This window comes from Shewanella sp. SP2S2-4, from assembly GCF_031932025.1.
Lineage (GTDB): Bacteria > Pseudomonadota > Gammaproteobacteria > Enterobacterales > Shewanellaceae > Shewanella > Shewanella baltica.
In genome coordinates this window covers 1-18,432 of sequence record NZ_JAUOER010000040.1, presented here as the reverse complement: position 1 = coordinate 18,432, position 18,432 = coordinate 1, and the positions used below count along the sequence as shown (strand labels likewise).

The 18,432-nt window shown below is 46.6% G+C and carries 19 protein-coding genes; 13 read left to right on the top strand and 6 right to left on the bottom strand.

From position 1 onward, the window contains the following. Positions 1 to 206: 206 nt before the first annotated feature. The 3 genes from Q4Q54_RS21275 to pyrC all read right to left on the bottom strand — a co-directional run bounded on the left by Q4Q54_RS21275 (position 207) and on the right by pyrC (position 2,840). Positions 207 to 602: a nuclear transport factor 2 family protein gene (locus Q4Q54_RS21275; RefSeq protein ID WP_311989502.1), complete on the bottom strand. Its 396-nt coding sequence runs from the start codon at positions 600 to 602 to the stop codon at positions 207 to 209. Positions 603 to 624: 22 nt separating this feature from the next. After that, positions 625 to 1,668 (bottom strand): hypothetical protein, encoded by a 1,044-nt coding sequence (locus Q4Q54_RS21270; protein ID WP_311989501.1) that lies wholly within the window; start codon positions 1,666 to 1,668, stop codon positions 625 to 627. Between the two features lie 140 nt (positions 1,669 to 1,808). Further along, on the bottom strand, positions 1,809 to 2,840 hold the full coding sequence (gene pyrC / locus Q4Q54_RS21265) for a dihydroorotase (protein WP_107402502.1): 1,032 nt from the start codon (positions 2,838 to 2,840) through the stop codon (positions 1,809 to 1,811). Between the two features lie 376 nt (positions 2,841 to 3,216). Here pyrC and Q4Q54_RS21260 point away from each other — a divergent pair, with 376 nt between their 5' ends. The 10 genes from Q4Q54_RS21260 (at position 3,217) to Q4Q54_RS21215 (ending at position 13,525) form a co-directional block, all read left to right on the top strand. Beyond that, positions 3,217 to 4,479: an HlyD family efflux transporter periplasmic adaptor subunit gene (locus Q4Q54_RS21260; protein ID WP_311989500.1), complete on the top strand. Its 1,263-nt coding sequence runs from the start codon at positions 3,217 to 3,219 to the stop codon at positions 4,477 to 4,479. A 109-nt stretch (positions 4,480 to 4,588) separates the two neighbouring features. Next, entirely contained in the window at positions 4,589 to 4,852 is a 264-nt protein-coding gene (locus Q4Q54_RS21255; protein ID WP_311989499.1) for a hypothetical protein, read from the top strand. A 77-nt stretch (positions 4,853 to 4,929) separates the two neighbouring features. Continuing rightward, a complete protein-coding gene (locus Q4Q54_RS21250; RefSeq protein WP_012088444.1) occupies positions 4,930 to 5,673 on the top strand; it encodes an ABC transporter ATP-binding protein in 744 nt (247 codons plus the stop codon). An 11-nt stretch (positions 5,674 to 5,684) separates the two neighbouring features. Further along, complete coding sequence (locus Q4Q54_RS21245; RefSeq protein WP_300477450.1) at positions 5,685 to 6,995, top strand: ABC transporter permease; 1,311 nt, start codon at positions 5,685 to 5,687, stop codon at positions 6,993 to 6,995. Positions 6,996 to 7,005: 10 nt separating this feature from the next. Then, complete coding sequence (locus tag Q4Q54_RS21240) at positions 7,006 to 8,205, top strand: FtsX-like permease family protein (RefSeq protein ID WP_006085859.1); 1,200 nt, start codon at positions 7,006 to 7,008, stop codon at positions 8,203 to 8,205. A 123-nt stretch (positions 8,206 to 8,328) separates the two neighbouring features. Then, positions 8,329 to 9,840: a sigma-54 dependent transcriptional regulator gene (locus Q4Q54_RS21235; RefSeq protein WP_311989498.1), complete on the top strand. Its 1,512-nt coding sequence runs from the start codon at positions 8,329 to 8,331 to the stop codon at positions 9,838 to 9,840. Positions 9,841 to 9,918: 78 nt separating this feature from the next. Next, positions 9,919 to 11,607 (top strand): ATP-binding protein, encoded by a 1,689-nt coding sequence (locus Q4Q54_RS21230; protein ID WP_311898971.1) that lies wholly within the window; start codon positions 9,919 to 9,921, stop codon positions 11,605 to 11,607. A gap of 295 nt (positions 11,608 to 11,902) precedes the next feature. Further along, on the top strand, positions 11,903 to 12,313 hold the full coding sequence (locus Q4Q54_RS21225) for a curli production assembly/transport protein CsgE (protein ID WP_311898970.1): 411 nt from the start codon (positions 11,903 to 11,905) through the stop codon (positions 12,311 to 12,313). A gap of 10 nt (positions 12,314 to 12,323) precedes the next feature. Continuing rightward, positions 12,324 to 12,719 (top strand): curli assembly protein CsgF, encoded by a 396-nt coding sequence (locus Q4Q54_RS21220; RefSeq protein WP_105251643.1) that lies wholly within the window; start codon positions 12,324 to 12,326, stop codon positions 12,717 to 12,719. After that, on the top strand, positions 12,719 to 13,525 hold the full coding sequence (locus Q4Q54_RS21215) for a CsgG/HfaB family protein (RefSeq protein WP_106649656.1): 807 nt from the start codon (positions 12,719 to 12,721) through the stop codon (positions 13,523 to 13,525). The genes Q4Q54_RS21220 and Q4Q54_RS21215 overlap by 1 nt, the downstream gene beginning before the upstream one ends. Positions 13,526 to 13,702: 177 nt before the next feature. Here the strand turns inward: Q4Q54_RS21215 and Q4Q54_RS21210 are convergent, their stop codons facing one another. After that, positions 13,703 to 14,308 carry a TetR/AcrR family transcriptional regulator gene (locus tag Q4Q54_RS21210; protein ID WP_311989497.1) on the bottom strand — a complete coding sequence of 202 codons (606 nt, stop codon included), beginning with the start codon at positions 14,306 to 14,308 and terminating at the stop codon, positions 13,703 to 13,705. Positions 14,309 to 14,325: 17 nt separating this feature from the next. Further along, positions 14,326 to 15,750 (bottom strand): coniferyl aldehyde dehydrogenase, encoded by a 1,425-nt coding sequence (locus Q4Q54_RS21205; RefSeq protein WP_311989496.1) that lies wholly within the window; start codon positions 15,748 to 15,750, stop codon positions 14,326 to 14,328. A 226-nt stretch (positions 15,751 to 15,976) separates the two neighbouring features. Here Q4Q54_RS21205 and Q4Q54_RS21200 point away from each other — a divergent pair, with 226 nt between their 5' ends. From Q4Q54_RS21200 to Q4Q54_RS21190, 3 genes are all read left to right on the top strand, one after another. Beyond that, positions 15,977 to 16,360 carry an STAS/SEC14 domain-containing protein gene (locus tag Q4Q54_RS21200; protein WP_063883744.1) on the top strand — a complete coding sequence of 128 codons (384 nt, stop codon included), beginning with the start codon at positions 15,977 to 15,979 and terminating at the stop codon, positions 16,358 to 16,360. A gap of 41 nt (positions 16,361 to 16,401) precedes the next feature. Then, positions 16,402 to 16,833 carry a universal stress protein gene (locus Q4Q54_RS21195; RefSeq protein WP_063883743.1) on the top strand — a complete coding sequence of 144 codons (432 nt, stop codon included), beginning with the start codon at positions 16,402 to 16,404 and terminating at the stop codon, positions 16,831 to 16,833. Between the two features lie 177 nt (positions 16,834 to 17,010). Continuing rightward, the gene (locus tag Q4Q54_RS21190; protein ID WP_106649657.1) at positions 17,011 to 17,448 is read left to right on the top strand and encodes a universal stress protein; all 438 of its coding nucleotides are present in this window, start codon (positions 17,011 to 17,013) and stop codon (positions 17,446 to 17,448) included. A gap of 16 nt (positions 17,449 to 17,464) precedes the next feature. Here the strand turns inward: Q4Q54_RS21190 and Q4Q54_RS21185 are convergent, their stop codons facing one another. Continuing rightward, positions 17,465 to 18,322: an ABC transporter substrate-binding protein gene (locus Q4Q54_RS21185; protein WP_220592178.1), complete on the bottom strand. Its 858-nt coding sequence runs from the start codon at positions 18,320 to 18,322 to the stop codon at positions 17,465 to 17,467. Positions 18,323 to 18,432: the final 110 nt, after the last annotated feature.

The following is an 18,432-nucleotide window of genomic DNA, read 5'->3' as shown; positions in this document are numbered from 1 at the left end:
GCCACCGTCGAGCCATCAGGGACGAGTTTATGGCGTGTCACTGGAATGAAAGTGATTAATTCTATGCATAAAAGATAAAGCACTAATCACTCATAAAGAGGGGATTGCTGTTAATTCTCTCTTGGTCGACTCTTGATTAACAAATCAGGGGGTGAAGCCCCACGACGTTGACTTTTCGTGATAAAAATACTGATAGATGAATCCAATCAGTTGGTTGCAAAACTCCACATGGTTTGAATCAACCCATCATTAACTTCAAACACCACCATCACCTCAAAGGGTTCATCCCTAATCCCGCTGATGCGTTCGTGGTCGACGACTTTATTGCCCACCACCATACGGCTGACGATTTCGGCATGTAAGTTGGGCAGATTAAAACGCTCATTCTGATAGAAGTCACTAAAAGCGGCTTTACCTTGGATGACGGGCGCTGTTGCGGGTGGGCGATAGATGCACACATCGTCACTGAACTGGGCGACAAAAGTAACGAGATCGCGCTGGTTGTAGGCTTCAAGCTGAGCTTGTACCAAAGCTTCGAGTGTGCTTTCTACTGCTTTGGCTTTAGTTCTGGCACTTGCACCGATGCCTGTGGCTTCCGTCATATTCACTATCCTAATGTTTTTATTACAACAGCTTAAGCTGTGTTTGTCCCCATTGGGTGGCGAAAGGCATCGCCTCCTGCGGACTCAGGACAAACTCTTGTTCGCATCCATCGCCGCGGGGTGTTTCCCAGAATTTGATGGCCTTTGCCTCAAGGGTGAGCTGATAATATCCCGAGCCGTCTGATGAAGGACATTCTGGATCTAACTCTTTACCTGCAAACAATTTTTCCCTTAATGCTTGGGGTAAAGGATGGCTCATATTATCTAGCATGCTTTGCGGTTTGGTATCGGCGAGAAACCACTGCCACGGGTGGAAAGGTTTACCATCGCTAAGGGAGAAACTGACAAATTCTTGGCTGATACCATTAGCGCCATAGCCTGCGGCCCAGCGATATAGGCGTACACTGAGCCAATGCTGATTAATAAAAATCGGCTCGGCAAAGGTTTCGTCAGTCACAAAACTGCCCATTTGTGCCAGCATTCTGCGGCGAGTGTCAAAGGTTTGTGCTAGTTGGACTTCATCGGTGAGCTTATGTTCAAGCCATTGATTAATTGCCAAGATCCCCGTTTGTGGGCCTTTAAATTCGATCCCTACTTCTGTACCGAACGTCAGCAGGCGATACTCAATATTTTCATAGGGTTGCCATTTCCCTCGGCTGAGTTTTGGCCTTGTTTCTAGTGGCAGGTTATACGCATCGGCGCCGCAATCTTCTACATCATCTGGGCTGATTGCTCGCTCAAGTTGCACGGGGAACGATTTACCCGCGCTATCTTTAAACCAATGGCCGCTCAGTTTTTGTGGCGTGACAGTATCAAACTGCCAGTTTCCCGTGTTGCCTTCTTCTTTCCACAGTTCATCTTGCTGCTCGAGCCTTATCGGCGTTAAGTAGCGTTGATAGTAATAACTGCCTGTTCCATATTGATTAAAGCAGACTCTGACTTTGCTTTTGCCTAATTGTCCTTGCCAGATCCCCGTCAGTTCATTGGCCGCAAAGGAATGTAATGGGAGCGTAGAAGCAAGCAACAGGCTTGAGGATAAAACAGTGAATAACATCCTTGTGGGCATACTGATTTTCTCTTAAAAGGTCATAGGTTAGGGCTGTATTTTAAGCGAGAGACACTAGCCGATTGTGGTCTAAAAATCAAAATGAATCTGGGGCATAAAAAAGGTCGCCCGTAGGCGACCTGATGTTAAAGACTTAAGGCTTACTCAACTTGCCAATCAATGGCTTCGCCTGCACGAATCGGCACTACATTAGTGTCGCCCAGCGGGTAAGTCGCAGGGACATTCCATGGTTTTTTAACAAGCGTGATCGTGTCGGCATTGCGTGGCAGATTGTAAAAATCTGGGCCATTGAAGCTTGCAAATGCTTCGAGTTTATCTAGCGCATTCACCGATTCGAAGGCTTCGGCATACAGCTCAATGGCGGCATGGGCCGTGTACGAACCCGCGCAGCCACAGGCGGCTTCTTTCTTATCTTTAGCGTGGGGCGCCGAATCTGTGCCTAAGAAGAACTTCTTGCTACCGCTTGCTGCAGCGGCCAATAACGCCTGCTGGTGGGTATTGCGTTTTAAAATCGGTAGGCAGTAAAAATGTGGGCGAATACCGCCAGCCAGCATGTGGTTGCGGTTATACAGCAAATGGTGGGCTGTAATAGTCGCGGCCACATTATCAGAGGCTTGGGTGACAAAATCGACCGCATCTTTAGTGGTGATATGTTCAAGCACGATTTTAAGTTCTGGGAAATCGGCAACGATTTTGCTGAGGATATTTTCGATAAAGACGCGCTCGCGGTCGAAAATATCAATCGATGAATCCGTGACTTCACCGTGCACTAAAAACAACATACCGACTTCTTGCATAGCTTCGAGGGCAGGGTAGATGTTCTTCAAATCGGTTACGCCTGAATCCGAGTTGGTCGTCGCGCCCGCAGGGTAGAGCTTCGCGGCGACAATTTTACCCGAAGCTTTGGCTTTGCGGATTTCATCTGGGCTAGTTTTGTCAGTTAAATACAACACCATCAAAGGTTCGAATTGTGAGCCCGCTGGCACCTGCGCTTTAATGCGGTCGTAATAAGTCAGTGCGGTTTCGGTATCGATAGCGGGGGGCACTAAGTTTGGCATGACGATGGCGCGGCCCATATAGCGGCTGATGTCGCGCACTGTATCTTTAAGCTGGGCGCCGTCTCTTAAATGAATATGCCAGTCGTCTGGGCGAGTGATTGTTATTGTGGTCATAGGGTTTGGTCTTTTGATCGTTTTTGCTGCGAGGGTGGCAGGATCTTATGTGGCAAGGATTTTACTGTAAAGGGAAACTCGGTAGTTTCGGCCAATAAATCTGTTAGGACATGTAATTGAAGCGCTTAGCCGCATGGCTCGCGCTATGTCACTGTTTTTAACATCGGACACTTTTGATTAATCTACAGCGGACACTTTTCGATTTAAACCCCAGTGTCCGCGGACACTTTTATCAATAAACTCAAGTTAAATTTTTGAATAATAATATGTTTACTGATTTGGCATAGGCTTTGCTATCTCTGTGGTATAGATTTCCAATAGTGTCCGTTGATTGCGCTCCGGCACTGATGATTCCGACAGGGAAGCGAGTAAAGCCATGATTAAAGATACTAGCGGCCAAGATACTGTACTTGTGCCATCGACCACTAAACGTCTTAAGTTACCTCTGTTGATCGGCGGTTGCGCCTTATTGGTCAGCGCCTTAGTGTGGGCGAGCTTGGGCGCAGATAACGTGAGCAAATCTTTAAGCCGCAGCGACATCACCACGGCAACACTCTTTGTTGGAACGTTAACCCGCGATGTGGCGACCACAGGTAAAATCGTGGCGGCGAATGCGCCTATTTTGTATAGCACTGAGGAAGGCACAGTCACTCTGCTGAGTAATCCTGGCGATAGCGTTAATAAAGGCGATGTGGTTGCCAAACTCGATAGCCCAAGATTATCCAATCAGTTAGAGCAGGCTAAGTCGATTTTGGCGGGAATGCAGAGTGCGTTAGAGCGCGCCAAGTTGGACGCCAGACGCGGTCAACTGCAAGTGAATCAAACCTTAGACATGGCCGCGGTTGACCTAGAAGCCGCCAACAGAGAACGTCGCCGTGGTGAGTTGTTAATTAAAAATAAGCTGATCAGCGAAATCGATTACGAAAAAGGCAAAGACGAATTGCACAAGGCTAAACTCAAGTTTACCCATGCCGAGCAGGAAGTCGCGTTAACAAAAGACACCCTGACCTTTGAAATTAAAAACAAAGCCTTAGAAGTCGAGCGCCAAACCCTAGTCGTGCACGAACTCGAACGCCAAGTTGAGGCCTTGAATATCAAAGCCCCCGTAGGCGGCATTATCGGCAACTGGATCACCGAGCAGAAAACCCGTCTTAGCGCTAACCAACCGATTCTAACCGTTGTGGATTTAAGCGCCTATGAGGCCGAACTTGCTGTGCCAGAGTCCTACGCCGACGATTTGGGTTTAGGGATGGAAGTTGAGCTCAGTTTCGGCAGCGTGAAGTTAATGGGCAAGTTATCGTCCATCTCCCCCGAAGTACGTAACCGTGAAGTGACCGCAAGAGTGCAGTTCGTTCAAGATAACAGCTTGAAACTGCGTCAGAACCAACGTATCTCCGCCCGAGTCTTGTTAGAGCACAGACCCGATGTGTTGATGGTGAAACGCGGCGCCTTTATGACCAGCGGCGGTGGCGATGAGGTGTACCAAATTGAGGGCGATCTAGCCAGCCGCCGCGCAATCAAACTCGGCAGTACGAGCCTGAGCCAAGTCGAAGTGCTGGATGGCGGTAAAGCCGGAGACGAGTGGGTGATATCCAGTGTCGAGCCCTTTAACCACGCCGAACAGGTCAGGATTCATTGATGACCGATATTCGTAAATTACTAAATAACCAATCTGATGAATATAACAACGCAGCGATCAAGGTGAATGACGAAACCTGCTGCGACATGGACAAGAATAGGAGCCGAATATGCGTGATAAACAATTTGATTTCAGCGTGTTGATGTCATCAAAAATGTTTGGCGTGTTGGCCTTACTGCTGCTGGTGGTCGCGGTGGAGTTGAGTATTGGTGAAGCCAATAGCTGGTTTTTCCTTGGACTGAATATCTTGGAATGGACCAATCCATTGGAGGGGGTTCGCCAAGTGGGTGAGGTTTCACTCGAAAGTGCCGACCTTATATTGGGCGTTTTTGTGTGGCTTGTAGAATCTGTCGTTGAGCCATTTTTCGGCTGATGACGCTGCCATGCATCACGTCGTTTAGATGCAGCGTCAGGGCGTAAAATTGATTTGATTATTTTAAGGAAATTAACATGTTATCAATGAAGAGTGTGAGCAAGGTTTTTAAAACGGATTTAGTGGAAACCCACGCCCTGCGCGATTTTAACCTCGAAGTGAATGAAGGCGAGTTTGTCGCGGTCACGGGTCCTTCTGGCTCTGGTAAAACCACGTTTTTAAATATCGCGGGTTTGCTCGAAGGTTTTACCCACGGTGACTATTTTCTCGATGGCATTAACGTGTCTAACCTGAGCGATAACAAGAGCGCTGCTATCCGTAACGAGAAAATCGGCTTTATCTTCCAAGGCTTTAACTTAATTCCCGACCTTAACTTGGCAGAAAATATCGAAGTGCCGCTGCGCTACCGTGGTTTTAATGCCAAGGAACGCCAACGCCGCGTACAGCAAGCATTAGAACAAGTGGGTCTAGCTTCACGACTCAAGCATTTTCCTACTCAGCTTTCGGGCGGACAGCAACAAAGAGTGGCGATTGCCCGCGCATTAGCCGGTGAACCCCGCTTCCTGCTCGCCGATGAACCGACTGGTAACCTCGACAGCTTAATGGCGCGCCAAGTGATGGAATTACTTGAAAATATCAACCAAGCGGGCACGACTATTATCATGGTGACCCATGACCCTGAACTCGCTCGCCGCGCCCAGCGCAATATTCAAATTGTCGACGGTCAAGTGTGTGATTTTACGATGTATCAGCCCCATGGCAGTGTGCAAACTGCGGCGACCCCGCACCCATTAGATAAACTTGTCGCCAACGCTGACTAAGGATACGCATTATGTTTTTTTATTATGTTGATTTAGCCTGGCGCAGCATTAAGAAAACCCCAGTGCTGTCGTTGTTGATGGTGTTGGCAATTTCGATTGGTATTGGCATCACAATCACCACGTTAAACGTCTACAAGATGATGTCGTTTAATCCTGCGGGTGAACGCTCAGATGAGTTAAATGCGGTACAGCTTTGGAGCCAAGGTCCCGATTCTTGGGATGAGCTTAACTCGTTAGTGACTTATCAAGATGCGATGAATTTGCGCAACAATACCTTACCTAAACGCCAAGCGGCGATGTTTCGCACTGGGATGGCGCTGCAAACTGAGGATGTCAATTTCGCGCCTATTTTAGAAAGTATTCGGGTGACAGATAGCGACTTTTTTAAGCTGTTTGACGTGCCATTTTTGTACGGTAATGTGTGGGATAAATCCGTAGACACTGAACCTGCTTATCAAGTGGTGATTAACGATAAACTCAATCAAAAGTTGTTTGCGGGCCAAAACAGTGTCGGCAAGGTTATCTATCTTAATCGTAAACCTTATCAAATAGTGGGGGTGATTAAAGCCTGGGACCCTAAGCCTAAATATTATGATCCCACTAACGGTGCTTTTAACGACACTGAACAAATTTTTGTGCCGTTTTCGCTGACACCTATCGAAGAGTTTGATGTATGGGGTAACACCTCGGGTTGGAAGTTTGAGACGATGAATAGTTACAGCGATCGCCTTAACTCTGAAAAAGTGTGGCTGCTGTATTGGGTTGAGTTACCCAATAAAGATGCAGTAACCAGTTACCGTTCTTGGCTCAGTAATTATGTGGCGGAGCAAAAAGCCCTGGGCCGCTTTACCGATAAAAAATCTGCCGCTGACTCAGTCAAAGTCTCCGATGTCGCGACTTGGCTTGAATACAATCATGTCGTTCCTGAAGATAATAAAATCTTGGTTGGCTTGAGCGCACTATTTTTAAGTGTTTGTTTAGTCAATATATTAGGTTTAATGCTCACTAAGTTCCTCAAGCGTGCACCCGAGGTAGGAGTGCGCCGCGCAATAGGTGCTAGCCGTGCCCAAATCTTCGCTCAATATATGGTGGAAGTAGGCATGATAGGTTTATTAGGCGGCTTACTGGGACTCGCTTGGGCTTACGCATCACTTTACGGCTTATCGGCACAGTTTGAGGTCTCGAAGGGGTTAACCCATTTATCGGCGAGTATGTGGATTATCACTCCTAGTATTGCGGTAGGCACAGCCTTGTTGGCTGGCTTGTATCCCGCGTGGGTCGTGTGCCGGACTAAACCTAGCGTTTATCTGAAAAGCCAGTAAGGGACTTATTATGTTACATATTAAACCTATTCTCAGCAGTTTGTTGCGCAGTAAAAGCGGTCCTGTCTTACTGCTTATTCAGATTATTTTGTCTGTGGCAATTGTGGCGAACGCGAGCTTTATTATTCAGGAGCGTTTAGCCCTGATGCAGCGCGTTTCGGGAGTCGAAGAGTCTGAAGTCTTGACCTTTAGCTTGTTCAACTTCGATCCATTGATCGATAAAACCGCGCAAAACAAAATTGATCAGCAAATTTTACGTGGGCTACCCAATGTGATTGATGCGACCTCAACCAATATGTTGCCATTAAGCGGTGGTGGCTGGTCGAGCACCTTCAATTTGGGGCCCGATCCGGATAGCGCTAAATCGACACCGCAATTTGCCATGTACTTAGGGACAGATCACACCCTTGAGACCTTAGGCCTTAAGCTGATTGAAGGGCGTAACTTTTATCCCCATGAACTTAAGGACAATCTCGATAGCCCGAGCCGATTAGCGATCATCTCCAGCGCGTTAGCTAAAGCGATTTGGCCTGATGAATCACCACTTGGCAAAGTGTTGTACGAGGGTAAAGATGCACAGATCACTGTGATAGGGGTTGTCGATAAACTGCAAGGCGCGTGGATTGACAGTTCTAGCCTTGAAAACAGTGTGATTCAAAATGTGGATTATGGCAGCAGTTCTTACATGGTACGGGCCAAACCTGAGTTTCACGCCGAGCTTAAAGATGCGATAAAAAAAGCGTTGCTGGCCGAGAATCCTAACCGAGTTCTCGATGGCTTTAAGTCAATCGAGGCGTTAAAAGATAGCTCATACCGCGATCATAAATTGATGATTACCGTGTTGATCATGATGGTAGTGTTGCTGCTGCTGATCACCTCGCTCGGTTTGACGGGCATGGTGATGTTTAATATCCAGCGCCGCACTAAGCAGATAGGTACCCGCCGTGCACTGGGTGCGAAAAAGCGCGACATTGTCAGTTACTTCCTCGTAGAAAATTATTTGATTTGCTTAGCGGGAGGCGTGTTGGGTGGCTTGTTAGCGATACAGTTAGGGCAGCAGTTAATGAAAATCTATAGCTTGCCTATGTTGGACTTAAGTTATCCATTATTTACTGTGGCAGGCTTGTTTATTGTCACCACGCTAGCGGTTTACCTACCAGCGCGTAAGGCGGCAAATATTTCGCCAGCAACGGCAACCCGCAGCGTATAGCGAAATATTTGATGTCACTCAAGGTACGATAAAAGCCCAATAAAAGTGCGATAACAATAGGATGTTATTGCACTTTTTGTTACTTTACGGTTAATAGTTTTATATAGGACAACACTCATACTTATGGATACTATCCTCATCGTCGACGACAATCACGCCATCTGCCAAGCCCTAGGTTTGATGCTAGAGCTTAATGATTATCGGGTGCTGACTTGCCATAGTCCGGAGGACGCCCTTGGATTATTGGCGACGCAAGATGTGGATTTAGTGATCCAAGATATGAACTTTACCCGAGATACCACCTCGGGCGAGGAAGGCAAGCAACTGTTTTACGCCCTGCGCGAACGCCAAGGGGATCTACCGATCATTTTGATGACGGCGTGGACGCAACTCGAAACCGCCGTTGAATTAGTCAAAGCAGGCGCGGCCGATTACATGGGTAAACCTTGGGATGACGCTAAGGTGCTCAATAGCATTACCAATTTGATCGCGCTTTATAAACTCTCCCGTGCTAACCATCGTCTCGAGCGGGTGAATCATCAACGCCAAGTGGCGATCGCCGATGCGGACCTCTGTGGGATTGTCTTTGGTAGCGGCGCGATGCAGCGTTGCATTGATTTAGCCTTGCAACTGGCACGCTCCGATGTGTCGGTCCTCATCACTGGCCCTAATGGTGCGGGTAAAGACAAGCTTGCCGATATTCTCCATGCTAATTCTCCCTTAAAAAACAAGCCTTTTATCAAGGTCAATGTCGGCGCTTTGCCGATGGATTTATTAGAGGCAGAGTTGTTTGGTGCCGAGGCGGGGGCTTTTACGGGCGCAACTAAAGCGCGTATTGGCCGCTTTGAAGCGGCCGACGGCGGCACACTGTTTTTAGATGAAATCGGTAACTTGCCCTTATCTGGCCAAGTAAAACTGCTGCGCGTGCTGCAAACCGGTGAATTTGAACGCTTAGGTAGCCATAAAACCCAAAAAGTGAAAGTGCGGGTGATCAGTGCGACCAATGCGGATCTGGCCCAAGATATTGCCGAAGGGCGTTTTCGCGAGGATTTGTTTTACCGCTTAAATGTGATTGAACTGGCGTTGTCACCATTGAATCAACGTACTGATGATATTTTGCCTTTAGTACAGCATTTTATCGGTAGCGATTTTAGCTTGAGTAAGCCCGCATTGCAGGCGTTGTTGCACCATCGCTGGCCGGGTAATGTGCGTGAGCTGGAAAACGCCTGTAAGCGAGCGGTATTGTTGGCAAAAAGCCATGTATTGACTGAGGCTGACTTTGGCTTGGCACCTGTCGTGAGTGCTGCAAGATCTGCGACTTCCCATATTTCTGCATCTTCTGAGCCGCGACGCTTAGATCAGCGACAGTCCGATCCGCGCAGCTTTGAACAGAGACAATCTGATCCTCAGCCCGTTTATGCGTCTGCTTCCATTCCCGCTAATGCCACTTTTTCTGATAGCTCTGCCCGCGACCAAACACAGTCGGCTAATGAGGAGATAGAAGTGAGTCGCGAAGATATCGAAGCGGCGCTAAAACAGCACCATGGCGTGATTGCTCGGGTCGCCAAAGCGCTTGGGCTCAGTCGTCAGGCGCTGTATCGGCGCATGGATAAGTTTGGTTTAGATAAGTCATAGGCCAAGTGCAGATGCTAGTTTGTAGTTTTTAGACAACAGCTTCTAGGCGAGAGAAAGGCTATTGATTAAGGAACGTCAGTGTTAATCCGAACTAAAATTATCATTTATTCAATGGTTTGCTGCGCATTTGGCGTCTTGCTTAGTTTTGTCTTGGTGAAATATATCTCACCTGAAACTTCGGCTGTCGCCACATCTAAGGCAATCGAAATCCCCGATGTGAATGTACAACTCGACTTTGCTGATCTGGAAAAAACCACTGCTGCCATTGAGCTTGCCCTTAAAAATACTGAACAATTGCAGCTAGCGGCAGCAATGCAAGCGCGCCAGAGGACCGAGCAGATTAAGGCTGAACTGCAAAAGCTTGAACAACTTAAGCAAGAACAGTTACAAATAAAACTCTTCAAGTTAGAACAACTTAAAGAAGGGCAGTTTAATTTCAGCGCCCATATTGCAGAGCCTTTACGAGTAGAACCGCTCTCGATTTTACCGCCCAAAGCCCCAGCATCCCCTGTGGCACCCACTGAAATAGCAGACAACGAGCGAGTCTCGAGTTTAACCTTAGGTGAAGCTTTACTGGTGTTATTGCTCGCTTGTGGCGCGTGTGGCCTAAGTGTCGCTTGGTTAACACGGCATCTGGGTCGTAGCTTGGATTCCCTCGAAATAGGTCTGCTGAACTTTAGCGATAATGATTTTAGTGTGAGTATTCCAGAACATGGTGAAGGTCAGCTACAAACCTTGGCCCAGTTATTTAATTATTCTGCGGCAAAATTACGCCAAGAAAGGCAATACATTTACCAGCGAGAGTTGTTGCTGGATAAGGTGATCCAAAGCTCTCCCAATGTGATGCTATTGCTCGACGATCATCAGCGACTCATTTACGCCAATGATGCGGCGCGTCACCTATTCCATAAAAAGGGCAAAATGGAAGGCTTGAGCCTAGATGAATTGCTGCTGGACTTGCCCGAGGTATTGGCCTTGGCGCTTAAACATGAAAAGAACGGCCTCTTTGCTATGGGCGAAGATGATGTGGAAACTTGGTATTTGAGTCGTGGTCAATTTTTATTGAATAACCAACAACATAACTTGATTTTACTTAAGCAGATGACCCGTGAGCTTAATCGTCAAGAGGTGGCAGTGTGGAAGAAAGTGATCCGCATTATTAGCCATGAACTTAATAACTCAGTGGCGCCCATCGCCTCTATGGTGAACTCGGGGCGTTTACTGACTAAAGATCTGGATAATCCAAAACTTAAGCTGATTTTCGATACCATAGAGAATCGCACTGGCCATCTGAGTCAGTTTATCTTCAATTATGCCCGCTTTGCTAAGCTGCCGCTCCCGCAGCGACGTCAGGTCAATTGGACACAATTTACGACTCAGTTAACCCAGCATTATCCCTTTAAACTTACGCATGATTTGCCTGAGGTCGATGGCTATTTCGATCAAGGACAGTTGGAGCAAGTGCTTCTCAACTTGCTAAAAAATGCCCATGAATCGGGTTCAAACCCTGAGGATGTCACCCTGTCGATTCGGCAACAAACCTTAGTGGATGGTGCTGGTTTCAGTATTGTTATCGAGGATCGCGGTACTGGCATGTCAGGCGAAGTTTTAGAGCAAGCGTTGTTGCCGTTTTACTCGACTAAACAATCGGGTACAGGGCTTGGTTTACCTCTGTGCCGTGAAATTATTGAAGCCCATGATGGCAGTATTAGTATGCACAATCGTAGCGACGGTGGCCTGTTGGTTCGGCTGTGGTTGCCACAATAATCCCCATGCCTTGTATCAATACCGCAATGCGACCTTAGGGTCGCATTTTTATTGCCTCTTGATCCGTTCGTTTACCCTATGACTCTTGCCTTAACCGCCTCTTAGCGTATTAGCCAAATGGGCTATTTTTGCCTTTTTACCTTAGCTCTTCGGGCTAATTTGCCCCCCAGCGTAATGACGGGGGATCTTCAACCCTGTTAACCTGCTTTATCGAAAATTGACGCTAAAACTCCCGTTGTTAAAACAGAGGTTGGCGCGGTTTTTAAGGTTCGATTAAAAGGTTAAGGAGGGATAAGTGAAACAGTTCAAACAGCGTCTGCTTACTTACGTTTTATGTCCATTCCTGCTGCTGGCTTCCCCTATCACTCTTGCCGACAACGACATTGAAATTAGTGGCTTAGTGATAGATAGAACCTTGACTCGGTTTGGTAAGGATTTTGGCTTCTACTACTCAAGCTATTGGCGCGAGCTGCCCTTTACTCAAGGCTTTAACGTGACCTTGTATGAGACAGTGTTTCCGCAGGCGGGGACGGTTTTAAGCTTAGAAGTCAACGGAACACGGATTTACACCACCCATTTTGGTCGTCGTGCAAATCCGGTTAAAGAGAGTGCAGAGCAGGCGATTTTGATCACGATTGATTATTTAGCGCAAGTCAGAGCCAATGCAATAACAGGTGATTTTTCAGGAACATCGGACGATTTTTAGGATAATAATAATGACATACAGGACGTTACTTGCCCTTGTCACGCTATGTGTGGCAAGCAGTGGCCAAGCCACTGAATTGATCTATACGCCAGTGAATCCCAGCTTTGGCGGCAATCCACAAAATGGGGCTTTCTTATTAAATAAAGCCCAGGCCCAGAATGACAATAAGTCCAACTCGTCCGAGAAGGACTTTATTACTCGCTTTAAAGAATCCTTAGAGCGTAATCTTATCAATTCTATTACCCGAGGGATTGCTGATGGTGAAATCACCGATGGTGATTATAATACTGGCGATTTTCGTATAGAAATTAACTCTATAGGAGATAAAGTTATACTGACTATCACTAATATTGCCACGAATGAAGTGACAATCATTGAAATGTCAGCGTTTGGAGGTGGCAACTAATGGCCCGTCTAGTGTTAGTGAGTTTATTACTGTTAAGCATGTCGGCCTGTAGCTTGATCCCAAAACCCGATTTGAATATCACGCCTGCCGAGGTTAACCCCTTGAGTGAAGTGATGCGTGGGCTGCAAACTCAACCAGGACCTAAGTTTCCCATTCCAGTTGCTGTGTATTCCTTTCGCGATCAAACTGGCCAATATAAACCACAGGCGAACGTGAGTTCGTTTTCGACCGCCGTGACTCAGGGCGCAACCTCTATGTTGATGCAGACCTTGCTCGATTCTAAATGGTTTACCCCAGTGGAACGTGAAGGGCTACAAAACCTGCTGACCGAGCGCAAAATTAGTAATAAACAGAGCGGTACTAAGGGCGATGAAGTGCCCGTATTATCCACCGCCAGATTGTTACTCGAAGGTGGCGTCATTAGCTATGAGACTAACACCAGCACAGGCGGTAGTGGTGTCGAATATTACGGCATTGGCGCTTCGGAAATGTATCGTGAAGATCAGGTGACCATTTATCTGCGCGCCGTCGATGTGCACACAGGTAAAGTGATGATGTCGGTTTCGACCAGCAAACGTGTTTTATCCCAAGAAATGCGCGCTGGCTTGTTTCGTTACACCAGTTTAAATCGCCTCGCCGAGGCAGAAATCGGTTTTACCACTAACGAGCCAGTACAGTTTTGCGTGTTGCAAGCCATTGAATTAGCGGTTGCTGAGCTGATTGATAAGGGCATTAAGCAAGGCTACTGGAGTCCAACTCAAGTCACCCAGCCAGTAGAGAAAGCGCAGGAATTGAGTCAAAGTTAGACGCTAGACGTTGGAGTTAGATATCGCAGAAAGCAGGTCTCTGCTTTATCTCTTAGTCACTATCTGTGTGAAGACGTAAAAGAAAACCGAGCCAGTTAAACTGACTCGGTTTTTTATTGGATTAAATTCTGCAGTGGGTGGGCGTTTGCTGTGCTGTGGGTAGTGTATTGTGTGGTGTTAGTCTGCTTGCATGGCCTTCCAAAACAGTTCAAAACTGGCATCGCGGTACGTTTTATTCGTGCCTAAGTGTGGGTTATCAATAAAAAATCGGGTTGCCGCTAGGTATTGGCCATGGCAGTTTTCTAGCATCAGATCCAGCGGATAGTGGGCGATTAATCCCTCTATTTGTCCTTGCTTAATCAGCTCGCTAATAAAGCCTAAGATGCTGTTCATCGCCTGATCGCGCACCTTAGCGGCAATCATGGGCGACATTGAATATTGCTGAAAAAACAGCTGTTTGACAGGGTTATCCAGCGACCAATCAATCGCACTTTGCCATAGTTGTAGGGCATTGAGCTTTAGATCGCTGCCATTATGAGTGTTCAACAGCAAGGCATCGGCAAACTCTTGTTTTATGGTAAGAAATAAAGATTCCATCAAGGCTTCCTTGGAAGGAAAATGATGGAACAAGGTGCCCGTTGCTACACCTGCTTGCTTAGCTATCGAAGCGGTGGACGTGCCATGAAATCCTTGGCTGACAAAGAGCGCTAAGGCAGTGTCGAGAATGGCTTGGCGTTTATCTGTCATGGTTTTAATGGCTTGCGTTGTTGATGGCTGATTCAAGAGTTATCCCCCAGTGACTAGCGCAAAAATAGCTTCATTAAGATGCGCTGGATAACAGTGCCGTAGGGCGGGTGCACAAATTTGCCTGTGTTGAATCGGCCTCGGCTAAGCACAGTTTTAGCGTGGCTGAAGGTTAAAAAACCTTCCTTGCCATGGTAATGCCCCATTCCCGACGGGCCGATTCCGCCAAAGGGCGCATCGTCAGCGGCGACATGAAACACGGTTTCGTTAATGCACACACCGCCAGAATGGGTCTGCTGGAGGATCTTTTGCTGAGTTGGCTCATCGAAACTCATCACATACAGCGCTAGCGGTCTTGCTCTGTGGTTGATGTACTGAATCGCTTCATCTAAGGTGTCGTAGCTAATAATCGGTAACAATGGGCCAAAAATTTCTTCTTGCATCAATAGCATATCTTCACTGGTGTGAGTGATTAGCTGAGTGGCGAGTTTACGATGTTGACTATCGATAGCTTCGTCTGTCGCCGAAATAACATGGGCACCCTTAGTTTTCGCGTCGTCGAGCACTGCCATCAAGCGGTCAAACTGACGGGTATTAATGATGCTGCCGTAGTCTTTGTTGTGGTTTATCGCGCCGTACATGGCATTAAATTTAGTTCGGTAGGCGGCAATAAATTCATCCACTTTTGATTTTGGACATAGAACATAATCCGGTGCGACGCAGATTTGTCCGGCATTCAAACACTTACCATAAATCATTCGTTCTACTGCTATCTCAAGCGGCATATCGGGGGCGATAATGACTGGCGATTTACCGCCCAATTCGAGTGTCACTGGGGTGAGATTATTGGCTGCGGCACGCATCACATGACGGCCAACTGTGGTCGAGCCGGTAAAGAGTAAATGATCAAAGGGTAGGGCTGAAAACGCTGCGGCGACATCGGCTTCACCTTCTACAACTGCCACGTGGGACTCATCGAAGACGTGTGCCAGTAGTTGTTTGATCACTTGGTTAGTCGCAGGGGTGAATTCGGACATTTTTAGCATGGCGTGATTACCCGCCGCGATGGCGGTCACTAGCGGGCCAATTGATAGCATGACGGGGAAGTTCCACGGCACTATGATGCCGATAACCCCCAAAGGCTGATAATGCACAGTGACTTTGGCTGGGGCGAGCAAGAGCCCTGCATGGCGAGCGCTGGGTTTGAGCCATTTTTTTAGATTTTTCAAACTGTAATTGATGTTGTTGATGACTGGCATAATGTCTGATATCAGGCTGTCATCAATCGATCTATGGCCATAGTCTTGGCTTAAGGCTTCGACTAAAGGCGTTTTAAATTGCAGTATGGCCGCTTTAAGTCGAGTTAATTGCTCCACTCGCATAGCGTAATTAGGATTCGGCGCCGCTAAATAACTGCTGCGTTGGCGTTGGAGCAATTGAGTCAGTGGCGAGGCATTAAGCTGTTCGGTGGCCATATTCATAGTGGTCGCTCCAAGGGAAATGGTAGGCTGAGTCTTATTCGGTACTTTATTTAACTAATCGTCTCGATTGAGTCTTTTATTAAATTGGCACCGACTGATTAGTCGGTTTATCCTAGCTTGCTTAGTGAGATGGTGCAAGTTATCTGATGTATTTTTGAGCAAGATCACGGCTTATTGAGGCGTTAGCTTTTACACTAATTCAAGGGTTGTTACATAAGGAGTATGTATGGCATTGTTAAAGCACGGAATTACGATTGGTATTGAACGCTATGGTGATGATGATTTTTTTGTTGCCTTTAAGGCCATCGGTACTTTAACTCATCAAGACTACGAAATGATGGTGCCAGTGTTGGAGTCTGCATTAGCTGGGGTGAAAGATCCTGATATCTTCGCCTTAGTGGATGTGACCGAGTTAGATGGCTTGGAATTACAGGCTGCTTGGGATGATCTGAAACTTGGGGTGAAGCATATTCGTCATTTCGAGAAAATAGCCATAGTCGGCAAGACGACTCTGCAGGAAGTGTTGGCTAAATTGGCAAACTGGTTTACGCCTGCTGAGGTCAGATTTTTTGTTGATAATGGCGACGCCGTTGCTTGGTTAAAAGACTAGTTACTCAGTAATCCATTAGCATCATAGAAGGAGTACAGATTATGCGTTCAGGTCAAATACTCTGGCCCACAGATTTTTCGGAAACTGCGGCCCATGCACTGAGTTATGCCATTGAAATGGCTAATCTATACCATGTAGGACTCAAAATTTTACATGTAGTTGAACAGCCGATCGGTGATGAAAACTTTATGATTCTATCGATCACTCCGGAAGAGTTGGCTAAGAGCATGGAGGACGCGGCCGCAATTAAAATGCAGGCGCTGTTAGCCGGGTTAAACACAGAGCTTCCTGTCACGACCTTGATCCGCCGCGGCGATCCTGTGTATCAAATTTTAGAAGAGGCTAACAGTAAAGATATTGGCATGGTGGTGATAGCGAGCCATGGCCGAACTGGGATTTCGCATTTTTTACATACTAATGTCGCAGAAGCGGTCGCTAACGGTGCGGCTTGTCCTGTGCTGGTGGTGAAATAACTGAGTTAGTAGCTTGACTCAATAAACCCGAAGGACGCTTATTGCGTCCTTTCTTTTTGATTGATAAAGAATATTTAATTGAAATGGGTACGCAAGAAGCATAGCTAACTACTATAAATTAGTGGTATTTTGGCTTTAATAGATAGCCTGATTAAAACTCAAATGATGGATAAGCTTATGCGTACTCAAGAAGTGTTATGCCCTACGGATTTTTCATCCACTGCAGCCCATGCGCTCAAATATGCGGTTGAAATGGCTAATCTTTATCATGTCGATATTCGATTGTTGCATGTGACAAGTCCTGCCCGTGGCGCCCATTGCTATGGTATTGCGGTTGATATTCCCGCCACATTGGAAAATGAGCTGCAAGCTTTTGTCGATGCAAAAATGCAAAGCATACAGCAGGAAATGCAACAAGGCCTCACCGAGGGGCTCAATATCAAGCTCGTGGTGCGTCATGGTGATGCGATTGACGAGATTTTAGCGGAAGCCGTCGATGTGGGTATGGTGGTGATTGCTAGTCATGGTAGCAGCGGTTTAGCGGATTTTTTAAAGCCACATGTCACACAAGATATTGTTAAGTATGCCAAGTGCCCTGTGCTGGTGGTGAAATAAAGCGCTTAGATAAGACCTAGTAAGAATCGTTTTTAATGATTTTAGGTTCTGTTAATTTGGTCGACGCCTCTGCTTCAGTCTCGAAAGACATCAGGCGTCGATATTTTTCCTGCAAGGCCACTAAGCTACCATCTTGGGTAATTTGTTTGAGTCCCACATTAAAATCATCCCGAATTTGTTCACTGAGAAAGGCAAACTTATATTCTGTTGGTGGAAATATTTTGTGGCAAATGGCCTGTTGTTTTAAATCTTTCTCAGTGAGTTTTCCCTCAAGGTAAGCCTGCTTTAAGTAATATTTGAAGATGTTTTTATCCATCACTACGACATCGGCCCTGTGTTTCATCAGCATATAAACCTGCTGCACTTGCCTTGCTTGTTCTTGGTAGCCGCTATTAGCCTTAGCCATTTTGGCAAATTCTTCCCCCAATAACGATGATGCACGCTGAAAGGAAACGACTTGCTTGTTATTTAAGTCGTCTATATTGTTGATAGTAAAGTTATTATCTTCTAGGCTAATAGCGCAGTTTTGGTAGGTTATCGCAACATTGGAGTAAAAGACGTTGTCGAGCATGCCATCTTTAATGTTGATGATACCATCGAGTTTACCTTCCCTGAGTTCATGGAATGTACGCGCCAGTGGTAAGTATTGGATAGAAGCGGTATGGCCTTTAACAGCGAGGGCTTGGTTTAGTAATTCGAGTTCGATTCCGCTATTGGTTTCTTGGATAACATAAGGTGGAATAGACAGGCTGACACCTATCTTAATTTCTGCCGCTTGGCAAAGCTGAGCGCCGCATAAGGTGAGAAACCCCATCAATTTAAAGCGGTTACAACGAGCCACTGAGCTATTTGGCTTATTTAGATTTTGCGTCATAAGTTACCAATACCTCCGCGGTACACACTTACAGCTGTGTTTGTTACTCGCCAGTCTTTCCATGACTCTATTGAGTAAGTGTAGTGTGTCTGTGAACTCAGCACGGTTTT